At 49.6% G+C, this 13,765-nt stretch carries 5 protein-coding genes; all 5 read left to right on the forward strand.

From position 1 onward, the window contains the following. The first annotated feature begins 36 nt into the window (after positions 1-36). The 5 genes from WFJ73_RS16580 (at position 37) to WFJ73_RS16600 (ending at position 13,764) form a co-directional block, all read left to right on the forward strand. Positions 37-6,549 (forward strand): S-layer homology domain-containing protein, encoded by a 6,513-nt coding sequence (locus tag WFJ73_RS16580; RefSeq protein WP_336774127.1) that lies wholly within the window; start codon positions 37-39, stop codon positions 6,547-6,549. A gap of 101 nt (positions 6,550-6,650) precedes the next feature. Next, positions 6,651-8,168, forward strand: a complete 1,518-nt coding sequence (locus WFJ73_RS16585) for an XAC2610-related protein (protein WP_336774128.1) — start codon at positions 6,651-6,653, stop codon at positions 8,166-8,168. A gap of 66 nt (positions 8,169-8,234) precedes the next feature. Next, entirely contained in the window at positions 8,235-8,771 is a 537-nt protein-coding gene (locus WFJ73_RS16590) for a DUF402 domain-containing protein (RefSeq protein WP_336774129.1), read from the forward strand. A 77-nt stretch (positions 8,772-8,848) separates the two neighbouring features. Beyond that, positions 8,849-9,790 (forward strand): methylenetetrahydrofolate reductase, encoded by a 942-nt coding sequence (locus WFJ73_RS16595; RefSeq protein WP_015846231.1) that lies wholly within the window; start codon positions 8,849-8,851, stop codon positions 9,788-9,790. A gap of 449 nt (positions 9,791-10,239) precedes the next feature. Beyond that, positions 10,240-13,764: a PA14 domain-containing protein gene (locus WFJ73_RS16600; RefSeq protein WP_336774130.1), complete on the forward strand. Its 3,525-nt coding sequence runs from the start codon at positions 10,240-10,242 to the stop codon at positions 13,762-13,764. The last annotated feature ends 1 nt before the right edge of the window (position 13,765 follow it).

A 13,765-nucleotide genomic window follows, 5' to 3' on the forward strand; every position in this document is an offset into this window, starting at 1 on the left:
AAGCTACATATTAATCAGAAGGAAGTGTTACTTATTATGGTAAGCAAGAGATACAAGAAATGGATCTCTAGCGTTCTGCTGGCAAGCATGCTGATGAGCATGCTGTCTTCAATTGGTATCGCTGCTGCAGCGGAAGAAAACACCGTACCGGAGCTGTTTGTCTCCGAAATTCATCCCGACGTAGCGGGTACGGATGATTACGAGTTTTTCGAAGTATACAATAACTCGAACAAAACGATTCGTTTGAACGATTATACATTCCTGTACCGTTATCCGGATCCGGTAGCTTCTCCGGATGCAACGTTCAGCTTTGGTGAGAAGACGTTGGATCCAGAGCAGGTCATGGTGTTCTGGTACAATCCGAAAAACTTTGTTCTTACAGATTTTAACGCCAAATACGGCGTAAGCTTGACTGACAGCCAGATCGTCCAGGTTACAGGCTTCAATGGCTTCTCTAATACGGCTGACCGTGGGGTTGTCATTAAAAACAGCCAAGGAACCGAAATTTCGAGTTCCAGCTATACAGCCGCTACTGATGTTGGCGCCGGTCTCGGCGACCACTACATGCTGCCGGCAGCAGGCGGCGTGCCAACCGACAAATTTGCAGTGAAGTCTGCCCCAACTCCAGGCACACTGGCACAGGGACAAATTCCGACAGTTCACTACCAATTCCCCGAAGGCCCGGTTAACCAGGCTCCGGTTATCACTCATTCCCCGGTAACGGAGGGAAGCAGTGAACAAGACCTTGCTATTACGGCACAAATTACGGATGCCGATGATACGGCTACGGCGGCGGTCTTTTATAAGAACTCGTCCGACGCAACGTTTACTTCGGTACCGATGACGAATACGGGAGGCTCGGATTTTTCCGCGATTATTCCAAAGGCTTCTCTTACGGCAACCGAGCTGCAGTACTATATTGAAGCTGCGGACGCGGTTAACCATGTAAAGTCGTCCACTTATACGGTAGCCATCGAGCAGCATAACTTCGACTACTCGAAGGTGCCTCCTATGCTTATTACGGAGCTTGTACCGGACAGCACGAACGTGACGGGAGTCAGCTCCGATGCTTATGAGTTCGTAGAGGTGTACAACAATACAACCCGCCCAATCTCGATGAGCGAATATAAGCTGATCTATCGCTACACGAACTCCGCGACAGCGGACGCTGCATGGGAGCTTCCAAGCACGGCTGTTATTCCTCCGCTTGGCAATGTGGTGTTCTGGATTATGAACGGCGCGAACAATGAGCTGAAAGCGGATGATTTCAACGCTAACTATCATACAACCCTTGTAGAGAATACGAATCTGTTCCGGATCGATGGCGGCGGCGGCATGGCTAACGGCGGCCAGCGCAAAATCGTCATCGCGTCAAAGACCGGCAAGGAAATTGCCGAAGCGTTCTACGAGAACGATGCGCAGACGGTAGCGGACAAAGGGATTTTCTATCAATATCCGGTTGACGGCACGAACCAGATGAAGCTGTACAGCGCAGGCGTCACTGCTGCAACTCCCGGCACGGTAGAAGCGGCTTTGCTTCCGGAGCAGCCGGCTCCTGCCGTTAATCAACTGCCGGTTATCGAGCATACGGCACCTGCTTCGGGCAGCATCGATAACGATCTGACGGTCCAAGCAACCATTGCTGACCCGGACAGCGATGCGGTAACAGCATCGTTGTTCTACAAAGTAGGCGATGCAGCGGATTACGCCTCCTTGACGATGACGGCGGGAGAGAACAACGTGTTCTCGGCGAACATTCCGAAGGAAGCTTTTACCGATTCTCAGCTGCAATACTACATCCAAGCTAACGACGGTATCGATACGGTCAAATCGAACACCTATACGGTAACGATTGAGCTTGGCAACGTAGATTTCTCGAAGCTTCCTCCTCTGATGGTGACGGAGATTGTTCCGGACTCCACTAACGTAGGTACGGCGGATGGCTACGAGTTTGTCGAGATCTACAATAATACGGATAAAACCGTTAACTTTAAAGATTACAAGATTCAATACCGTTACACCGCTTCGGGTCCGGATGCGGACGTGGTCTGGCCAACCGATTCGGAGGATCTGCTTATTCCTTCGAAAAAGACGCTGGTATTCTGGGTCATCAACAGCCAGAATAAGCAAAAAACCGTTGCCGATTTCAATGCTAACTACGGCACGAACCTGACGGAAGGCACGGATATCGTCAAGATGTACAGCGACGGCATGGCTAATGGCGGCGGACGCGGCATCGTCATTGCGACCAATACGAAGACAGAAATCTCGGCTGTTTATTACGATACCGACGCTGAGACTGTCGCGAACAAAGGGATTTTCTACAAATACTCGCCAACCGGCAGCACGCAGATGATCAAATACAGCGCAGGTACGGAAGCGGCAACGCCAGGTACCGTAGCGCCGGTTCAGGTGCCGATTATTACGGTTAAGACACCGGTTGATACAACGAGCCCTACTTATAAGGATTTGACGAATACGCCGGAAATCGACAAATCGAAAAACCTCTCGATCGTTGCGGAAGCAAATGACGAGAACAACGTTAAATCCGTAGCTCTCTATTACAAGAGCAACCTGGATACGCAATATACAAAGCGTTACCTGGCGGAAAGCTTTGACGATACGCTGTATCACTACACGATTTACTCGCCGGAACTGATCGGCCGCGATTACATTGAGTACTATTACGTGATCTCGGACGGCCAGAACGAAGTGACATCGGAGAAATACCGTACGAACGTAACTGGCAATACGGACCATTCGCCGCTGCGCCTTAACGTGAAGGACGGCGATTTCCTTGCCGGGACAAAGGTGCTGAAGGCAACTGCGGAGAACGCGCCGGCTTCCGAGCTTCATTTGTCCGTTGACCAGAACGAAGCGACAGATGGAACGTACAGCGCGGTTGAGCAGGATGCGTACTTCGCTTTCGAAGCGAATGGCGTTAACTACTACTTTAAGAACGGCGTTACGATGGGAGACGAAATTCTGTCGATCTTCCTGGATCCGATCAATACTTATACAACGCTGACGGTGCCAATCGCGGCGGAACGCCTGAAGGGCGGAAGCAACGTTATCTCCATCCGTGCAGGTACTAAGGCATCGCCGTTTGATGACCGTCCGGAAGAGAACAAGGATGATTTTACCGTACGTAACGTAAGGCTTGTATTTGCGGACGGTACGGAAATTTTCGACGAGCGTTACAAAAATCGGGATACCGTTATCTCGATGGGCGATAGCACCGGTAAATTCCCGGTTATGGACTTCAACTTCGTTATTCCGGATGAGCTGCTTGCATCGAAGGCCTATGCTCTTGATACAACTAAGCTGACTGACGGTGATCATACCGTAAAAGTGAGCCACTCCCAGTACGGAGAAAAGGCTGCGGTTGTGAAAGTGGATAATACCGCGCCAGCCGTTAAAACAACGATTCAAAACGGAAAAGAATACCGTGGTGCATTCACCATTGACGCTACCGCTAATGATGCGTTGTCCGGCGTGGATGAAGTGCAGGTGTGGCTCGACGAGACGCCAATCGCAATCCCGTATGCAACGGCATCCAAGGATTTTACGGGCGGAGAGCATGTATTCAAGGTTCAGGCAACCGATAAAGTCGGCAATGTTGCGGTGAAGGAAGTTACCTTCTCCGTACCGGACGAGAATCCGCTTAAGCCGGAACTGGTATCTCCTGCTAATGGAGCATCCGGTACAGGCATCAATCCCGTTCTGGCTGTAAAGGTGAAGGACCCTACGAATGACAAAATGGATGTTTCCTTCTACCGCGGCTTTAAGTATGACGGAGCAAATAAGGACGGCTTCCAGGGCTTCCGCAATGCAGCGGATGTCGAGCCTCCGAAGGAAGTAGCTCCTGCCGGTGAAAAAGCAATGAGCGCGGAAGATTATGCGCTGATCGGCGCTGCTGACGGTAAATACTTGACCGATGATGCCACGGACCAGTTCCCTTATCAACGGTTCCAGGTACAGCTTGATCCTTCCGTGAAGAATACGGATCAGATTGAATTGAGCTGGAAAGGCAAGTCGCTGGAAGGCCGTAAAGTCAGCATGTATGTATGGAGCCCGTCCAAACAGCAATGGATTAGCGTCGATTACAAAGTAGCTGGCGCAACAGACTTTACGCTTGGCGCATGGGTTACAGCAGGCGAATACGCGGATAATCATACGCTTCAGGTAATGGTGCAGGACGAGCTGCCGGTATCGCAGGAAAACTATGATTTCTCGTTTGCCTGGATGTCAGATACGCAGTATTACTCGGAAAGCTATCCGCATATTTACGAAGATGTCGTGAATTGGATTGCCGACAATAAAGAGAAGAACAAAATCAAATACGTAATCCATACCGGCGACATTGTCGACGACGCGGATCAAGAATTCCAATGGATGCGTGCTTCCGCTGACATGAAGGTGCTGGAAGACGCCAACGTTCCTTATGGCGTGCTTGCCGGTAACCATGACGTTGACCATCAGCTTGGCGCTTATGATTACTACTGGAACTACTTCGGGGAAGACCGGTTCAAGGATCAGCCGACTTACGGCGGTTCCCTGGATAACAACCGCGGTCACTATGACCTTGTATCCTCAAACGGCAATGACTTTATTATGGTATACATGGGTTGGGGTATCCGCGATTCGGATATCGACTGGATGAATGAGGTGCTGGCGAAATATCCGGACCGCAAAGCGATCCTGAACTTCCATGAATTCCTGCTTGTATCCGGCAACCGTGCTCCGATTGCGGATAAGATTTTTGAAGAAGTCGTACAAAAGAACAAAAACGTATTTGCCGTCCTTTCCGGCCATTACCATGACTCCAAGCTTCTTGTAAGCGAACTGGATGACAATGGCGACGGCAAGACAGACCGCAAGGTTTATCAAATGCTGTCCGACTACCAAGGTGGTCCGGAAGGCGGTCAAGGCTATATCAAGCTGCTGCAGTTCGATATCGCGAATAGCAAGATGTATGTAAAAACGTACTCGCCGTACATGGACGACTATAACTTCTACGATCCAAGCGATGCGACTAAACAAGAAGAATTTACGCTTGATGTGGATCTAAAGCCGCAGGTAAAAGAGGTTTCGACCGACTACATGGGCGTTAACGTCTACTCCGATCAGCCGATCGGCAAGGTGGATCAGGTAACAAGCGGAGAACAGGCGTCCGCGAAGTGGAGCGGTTTGAAGGCGAATACCAAATACCAATGGTATGCGGCAGCCGAAGATGCTTACTCTGGCAAGACATTGTCCGACATTTGGAGCTTTAATACAGGTTCCAATGGCGATACCGGTACAACCCCGCCGCCTGTGGAAGTGCCTAGCGGATCCGGTAACGGAGGGAAGAAACCGGAGCAAACAGACAACGGAGTCAGCATTGACGGCACAACAGCCGGTCAAACGTTAACCGTATCGGCTAAATCCTTGAACGAAGCGATCAAAATGATTGCGGGACAAAAAGGCCAGACGGTTACCATTAAAGCAGATTCCAAGCAAGCCGTAAGCGCGGAACTGCCGGCACGAGTGCTGCTCGACGCGCTCAAGCAAGCTCCAAATCTGACGATTTCGGTTATCATGGGTAACGCAAGCTATGATCTGCCGATTCGTGCTCTTAACCTGCCAACGACTATTGGCACTGACGCTTCGATCGTAATCAAGATTAATCAAGCGGACAGCATATTGTCGGGCACGATGAAGGACAAGGCAGCAAAAGCCGGCGTTAAGCTGATTGGTAATCCGGTTGAGTTTAGCGTCATCCTTCAAGCCAACGGCAATACAAAAGAAATTCATGATTTTGGCAAAACGTACGTATCCCGTACGCTCGACATCAACCAGACTTTGGATGCTTCGCATTCCACAGCCGTGATGTATAACGAGGCGACTGGCACGTTTACATTCGTACCGGCAACCTTTAAGAAAGTGAACGGGCATACGATTGTAACCATTCAACGCAATGGCAACAGTATTTATGCGGTTGTGCAGCTTAACAAAACCTTCAGCGACCTGAGCAAGCATTGGGCGAAAACGGATATCGAGCTGATGGCCTCCAAGCTGATTGTCAAAGGCACCAGCAATACGAAGTTTGCTCCTAATGCCGTTGTAACGCGCGCTGAATTTGCGGCTATGGTCGTTCGTGCGCTTGGTATCTCCGAAGATCAAGCAGCAGCATCCTTCAAGGATGTAAGCAGCAAGAATTGGTTCGCGGGCGCGGTAGGCGCAGCAGTGAAAGCAGGTATCGTAAAAGGCTACGATGGCAATAGCTTCAAGCCGAATGCTCCAATCACCCGCGAAGAGATGGCGGTTATAATCTCCCGTGCTCTCGTCTTTGCAGGCAAACAACCAGCCGGCGCTGCCTCGCAGCTGAATGCCTTCAAGGACAAAGCTTCTATCGAAGCTTGGGCGAAGCAGGCAGTCGCGCAAGCGGTTGAAGCGAAGATTATCGAAGGCAAAACGGGCGGCAATTTTGCTCCGGACAGCAAAGCTACCCGTGCGGAAGCAACCGTTATGCTGAAGCGACTGCTCGAGTACGTAGATTTTATTTAAAGGAACTTTATAAGCCAGCCCCTCGTCTAAGACGGGGGGCTGTTTTTTGGTTTTATATGGTAGTATGATGAGCAGGATTACGGAATAGGAGTTGTTTTCTAATGATGTCCAGAATATTAGCAGCGGCTATTGCAATAAGCGTGTTGCTTGCAGGCTGTCAAAGCCGTCCTTTCAATCAGGCAGATGCGGAGACAACATCAATGCCGGTGCCGGTTTCCTCGGCAGCAGCTGAACAAACCGCTGAACCTATAGCATTTAAGGAAGATCCACCGGATTCTGCCTTCGATCAAATCGACAGTTTGATTCGCCAATATCAGCAGAAGCTGGTCCAGGCGATTGATACAAATACATTTTCCGAGGTTGAGCCCTATCTGGCCCCGGGCAGCAGTCTTTACGAAGCACAGAGCAAGCTTGTTGCGGATCTGTATTCGCGTCAAATCAAGGAAAGTCTGATTTCCTCTACGATCTATGGCTATACGGACAAAGGGAATGAAATTCAGATCGAGGTAACCGAGAAGGTGAAGATTGATTACCCGGACAAAGGGGCAAGAGTGCAAGACTTCAATTGGCTCTATACCGCAAAGCAAGTGAATGGCAAGCTTAAGCTTAGCGGGCTAAAAGAATGGAAGACTTACGATCAGGATATGGGGCAGAGGAGCGGCGCCGTAAAAACGGACGGCTATTATGCGGAGATGCTCTTTGACAATTACCCTGCTATTCTTGAGAAAGCCATCCGTACGCTGGATTTAACGGATATTCGGCGTATTTCCGGCAGCGTTACCGTATTCGAACAGCAGAAAAAGCTGATCAGCTGGTTTCGCAGGACTGGTGAGGAGGTTACCATCACCGCCAAAACGGTTAAAGAAGATCCGCTTCGACAATACGGCATGGAATTAAATTTCGTAGACGGTTATAAAGGTACCGGTACGCAGATGGTTTATTTTCAGATAGGTGAAATTCGTGATCATAACGGTTTTGGAGGCCGGGCTGTTATTAATTATTTTTCCGATCATGAGATTGATGATGCTTTTACCTCAGATCCCCAAGCCGTTATACGCTATCAGTATATCCGCATTCATCCGGACATGCCGGAATATTTGCTGAAGATATACGGCCGTGCCGAAGGGGAGCATATTGAAGACCAAACTTATCATGCCAATAAAATAGAGCTGTACGACGGGGACCGCTTAGTGCAATCGATTCCGCTAGAGACAACCGATACCTGGGATGGTATGAATCTCGGAGCAGAGGTCGAAGACATGAATTTTGACGGCTACTTGGATCTTCGGATTCAATCGTTTATTCCAGCAGGGCCAAATACGCCTTATTTGTATTGGTTGTGGAATCCGGAAACATCTATGTTAGAGGCTAATCAGGAATTGGAGGAAATTACGGATCCAGAGTTTGATCCATCCACGCAAACCATTCATTCTTTTAATCGGGATAATGGTGCCGAGTATTCGGATGGTTATTATCGTTATATTGAGGGCTCGCCTGTAGTTGTATTAAGCCTGATACACAAATTCGATGACGATCTAGTACTGTGGCATGAAACGATCAACGAGCTAATTAACGGAAAAATGCAGGTGACCGGGCAATATGAGGAAGCTGATGAGTAACGACGAATAGGCGGAAAGTATGATATACTTTCCTAACCTAACGATTGTTGAAGGGAAGACGGTTCCGTGAATAATTCGGTTCAAATAAAAGCGTTGAAACATGGTGATCTCCTGCATTACGAATGGAACACCGATCTGCTGGAGGAAGGGGACGGCTATGTATTTGTCCTTGGCCGTTACGGCAGGAAGCTTCAGCATCATACGAAAAAATCCGTGTTTACCGTAAACAACTGGTCGATCGAGTTTTTCTCGAGCAAGCATTGGTTTACCGTCAGCGCCGCTGTTGTAGACGGCCGGATTAATGAATATTATTGCAACATTAACCAACCTGCCTTAATTAACAGCAGCGAAATATCCTTTGTTGATTACGATCTGGACCTTGTTCAGCGCGGCGGCGAATGGATGGTTATAGATGAGGACGAATTTGCCGACAATGCGATTAAGTTCGGATATTCGGAGCAGCTGATGAAGCAGGTCAGGGAAGAGCTGGCCGGACTTCAGACGCGTGTTGCGGAGCGGCAGTTCCCTTTTGACGGAACGATTGAACGATTAATGGCCAGAATTCCGGATCAGCAAGCAAATGTTACAAATCCGACTGTTTAAGAAGGAATTTAGCGCGGAGTGTAGAAGTATTCTAGAAATTATTCCACTACTACTATGGACGTTAAGGATGAAGAACGATGCTTAAGGATAAAATTTTGAACAGACAGGCGGGCATTATTACTTACGGCATGACTCCGCCCAAATCAAGCCATACCCCGGAGAAGCTGGCAGAAATATCGGAAAAGCAATACGAGCGTCTAAAAAATCTCGATATTGACGGCCTGATCCTATACGACGTTCAGGATGAAGCGGACCGGACGGATGAGGAGAGACCTTTCCCGTACCTGGAAGCGCTGGATCCAACTTCGTACAGCAAGAACTACCTGAATTACTGGAAGGTTCCTAAAATCATTTACCGCGTAGTTGGCAACAACTCGGAAGAAAGCTTCGCGGAATGGCTGAAGCAGGATGCCGAAGAAGACCGGTTCTCGGTCTTTGTCGGTACTTCCTCGAGCAAGCAGCAGACTACGATGAAGCTGCCGGAAGCCTATGAGCTCAGCAAAAAGCTGAACGACCGCTTAACGCTGGGCGGTGTCGTTATTCCCGAGCGCCATATGAAGAAGAACGACGAGCATCTCCGCATCAGGGATAAGGTAGACGGCGGATGCAAGTTCTTTATTTCGCAGGCCACCTTTAATGTGGAAGCATCCAAGAATATGTTGTCCGACTACTACTATTATTGCCAAGAGCAAGGCATTGAGACCGTGCCGATTCTGTTCAACTTGGCACCATGCGGTTCGCAGAAAACGCTCGAGTTCATGAAGTGGCTGGGCATCAGCATTCCGAAGTGGCTGGAGAACGACCTGATCAAGTCCACCGATATTTTGGACAAGTCGGTTGCGCTGTCGCTGAAAATCTTCGAAGAGCTGTTTGAATTCGGCATCGAGAAGGGCATCCCGATTGGCTGCAGTATCGAAAGCGTATCGACGCGTAAAGTGGAGATTGAAGCTTCGGTGCAGCTGGTGAAAGACATTAAAAATATGATTGACCGTAAACTTGGCGTTCACGCCATTGTATAAACAAAAGGCCGCTGTTTGAGCCGGAGCTTGTTAAAGCCCCGCTTGAACAGCGGCTTTTTCCTCTTATAGCCTCCTTTTTCGATGAAAACCTATCCCTTTATAGCCTGTCATCTAGTAGGGAATATCCCATTTTATAGGGTGATTTATAGATCGAATGTTTAAATACCAAGACTATAGCTATCCGAACAAGTCGTATCTTCAATCCAAAAGCAAACGATTCATATAATACAGTAGTATTGATAATTAAATTCATAAATAAATATTACTGCCTAAAATTATATGAAATATGTAATACAAACGATTAACAAATAAATATTTTAGAATAACAATCCGAAAACATCAATGAAAATAACTTACATTTACTATTTATTTAAACGTTTTTTACATTCGCCAAATTATTCTACTCTATTATGATGCAGAAGCATGAGGTAGAGTAGGAGGAATCGGGAGTGAAGAGAAGTTATAAGCTGACAAACCGTATGTTGGCCGTCGTGACGCTGTGGACATCCGTAGCAGCGTCCGGCGGTTATTTCATGGTGCAGCAGGCTAATGCCGGAACATCCGCCGAGAACGTGTTTGCAAGAGCGGGAGTAACCGCCACGGCAAACGGTTATGTATCGGATGCTTTTGCGCCTTCCTTGGCCATTGACGGACACAGAGAGAGCGGTGAATGGGTATTCCAAGGAAACGACGGTCTGCCAACGACGGACAATCCGTATTGGCTGGAGGTGGATGCCGGCACGGAGGTCAGCGTAGAGAAGTTTATCGTTGGACATGCCGGAGCAGGCGGCCAAGAGAAGCCGTACAACACGAAGGATTTTACCATTGAGACAAGCGATGACAATGTCAATTGGACTCCTGTCGTAACGGTAGCCGGCAACACCGAGGACACAACGACGCATGAGCTGGACACGCCGGTGACGGCAAGATACTTCAAGCTTAACATTACGAATCCGGGAGATGTGGATGCCGATACCGGCTTTTACGCCGCACGGATTTACGAATTTGAAGCGATTGGCTTCGATCGAAGCGAAGCAGCTCCGGAAACGCCGGAAAATACGAATCAAGGGACTACCTCCGATTCGGCAGCAGCAGCGGGCGATGCCCAGGGCTTGCTCGGCGAATATTACCTGAACTCAGGCTCGGGCAACAATTTTGCTTATGGCGATTATAAAGCGACTACCGTTGATCCGCTTATTAATTTCACGGACCTCAATCCAGTGTTAAAGGGATGGACAGGCGTCGAGGACAACGCCAACGTGCGCTGGACCGGCCAAATCATGCCGCCGGAGTCCGGTGACTATACCTTCTACATGATGGGCGACAACGGCTTCCGGGTATGGATTGACAACCAGCTTGTGATCGACCATTGGGTGAATGATTGGGATAAAGAGCAGACAAGCACCCCGGTTACGCTCGAGGGCAACCGCAAGTACGATATCAAGATCGAATATTTCGAGGACTTTGGCGGTTCCAACCTGTATCTGCGCTGGTCGACACCAACACTCGCCAAGGAAATTATTCCGGGCAATGCCTTCTATCTCCCGGTAGATTATACAGGTCCTAAGGCGGCAAGCGTTGCCGCAGACGGAAAAACCGTATCGCTTAATATGCTCTCCGGGCTTGGCGAGCTGCCGGCTGACCTGAATAATCATCTTACCGTTATGGCGAACGGCGGGCCGGTATCCGTACAGCAGATTGCAGCAGGCGAGGATTCCGCAAGCTTGACGGTTAGCCTGGCGAAGATCGTTCTGCCTGGTCAAACGGTCTCCCTTGCTTATGACGGTCAAAGCAATTTGAACTATGCGGACGGAACAGCCGTTAAGGCTTTTGCGTTTAGTCCTTCCAACTTCTCCGAGGTCGTGGACTACTCGCCAATCGCAATCGCAATGTCGCTCTACGGCAGCGCGAAGACGAACCGTTCCTTTGCCTGGTATACCCCTTACGACCGTCCGCAAAGCGCGCCAACGAACATGAAGGACAGCATCGTTGAGATCGTGCCTGCGGCGGAAGGATTTGATTCGCCGAATAAAATCCGCGTAACGGGCAAGCCGGAGGATACGCGGGTACTCACGAATTTGAAAATTACAAGCAGCACGACTGGCTCGTTCATCAGCCATAAAGTGCTGGTTGAAGGATTAACGCCGGGCACGGCGTACAAGTACCGCCTTGGCGTAGACGGCTACTGGAGCGAGACGGGTTCTTTTACAACGGAGAGCGATAACGAGAACAACTTCAACTTCTTGTATCTGACCGACTCGCAAGGCTCCAATTCGCAGGATTACGATGTGTGGGGCAACACGATGCAGCAAGCCATCACGAAGTTCCCGAATTCGAAGTTCCTGCTGATGACCGGCGACCAGGTGGATGCTGGCGCACTCGAATCGCAGTGGCTGGATTACTTCAAGAAGCCGCAGTCGATTCTGATGAATCTGCCGCTCATGGCAGCTGTCGGCAACCATGAAGGTCCATACAACGACAACTATTACTACCATTTCAACTATCCGAACAATTCGATCAAGAATCCGCTGCCGCCGGGCAGCGTGTACGCGTACGACTACGGCGATGCGCACATCATGGTGCTTAACACGATGGATATCGGCTGGGACGATGCGCAGAAGGAATCCTTCGAGCAGGAGATTGAATGGCTGAAGCACGAGGTTGCGGAGACGGACAAGAAGTGGAAGATCGTAGCGTTCCACAAAGCGATCTATTCCGTGGGCAACCATGCGCTAGACAGCGATATTCTGGCCCTCCGTCAGAAGATGTATCCGATCTTTGACGAGCTCGGAATCGACGTTGTCCTGCAAGGTCATGACCATACGTTTATGCGTTCGTATCAAATGTACGATAACAAGCCGGTTCAGAACGTAGAGACGGATGGGCAAGGCAGAGCCCTGAATCCGGACGGTACGCTCTACATGATCAACAACTCGGCAGCTACGAAGTTCTACGATGTCAAAGACGGTGTCGACCGCTTCTACGCCGCGGTGTTCAAGCAGCCGAAGAAGGCGATTTTCTCCGGCGTCAGCATGACGGACAGCAGCTTCACCATCGATTCCTTTATGACGGGCGAGACGGATCCGTTCGATACGTACACGATTGTACGCGAGGACGAGAAGCCGAAGCCGGTTGAACAGTTGGAAGTAAGCAAATCGGAGGACGGCAAACGGACCATTACCTGGAACAAGCCGGAGGATGAGGGAGTCAGAGGCTTCCGGATCTACGAGAAGAACGACAAGCTTGGGATGAACTGGAACGTGTACATTCCAACGGTTGTAGGCCAAGACAGCTACCAGTACGTGGTAGACAAAACAAACCTTGACCAGTCCTACCAATTCGTCGTGAAGGCCGTTAACAAACGCGATAACTCCGAAGCGAAAATCGCAACAAGCGTTGGCAATCAACCGGCTGCTCCTACAGCTCCGGTCGTGGACGATTCGCATAACACCTTTGGCTGGATTAACGTAAAAGGCTACGATGCCGTAACCAACTACGAATACAGCATAGACAACGGCAAAACCTGGAGCCCGGCTACGGCTAACCCTCAGCCAATTGCCGATAGCGACTTTGCTGCCGGAGCGGTGCAGGTCCGCGTCGCGGCCAATGAATCGCTTGGCATTATTGCCGGTACGCCGCTCGTATCGACGAAGGCATTCACCAAGAACGATACCCGGGATACCTTCCTGCTTACGGGAACAATCGATCGCAAGGAGCAGTTGAAGGTCAGCGTGAATGTCGAGCAGCTGAAGGACTATGAGGATGATGTTTATGTGGTGTTCCAGCTGATGAAGGGTAAGAGTCCGCAGCCGATTCTCGTCAGCGCCGTACCGCTCAAGAAGACCAAGCTTGCCATCACGCAGTACTTTAACGAAACCGGTGAAGATTACAAGGTTAAGGTATTCGTCGTGAACAAGTTCGACAGCAAGAACGAGACTCCGGTTCAATTGGCAAGACCGATGCTGTTCCAATAAC

The organism is Paenibacillus sp. MMO-58 (genome assembly GCF_037146255.1).
Taxonomy (GTDB): domain Bacteria; phylum Bacillota; class Bacilli; order Paenibacillales; family Paenibacillaceae; genus Pristimantibacillus.

Excerpts from the sequence above, each read along its gene's own strand:
- WFJ73_RS16580 (WP_336774127.1), top strand. The coding sequence starts at position 37 with ATGGTAAGCAAGAGATACAAGAAATGGATCTCTAGCGTTCTGCTGGCA.
- WFJ73_RS16585 (WP_336774128.1), top strand. The coding sequence starts at position 6,651 with ATGATGTCCAGAATATTAGCAGCGGCTATTGCAATAAGCGTGTTGCTT.
- WFJ73_RS16595 (WP_015846231.1), top strand. The coding sequence starts at position 8,849 with ATGCTTAAGGATAAAATTTTGAACAGACAGGCGGGCATTATTACTTAC.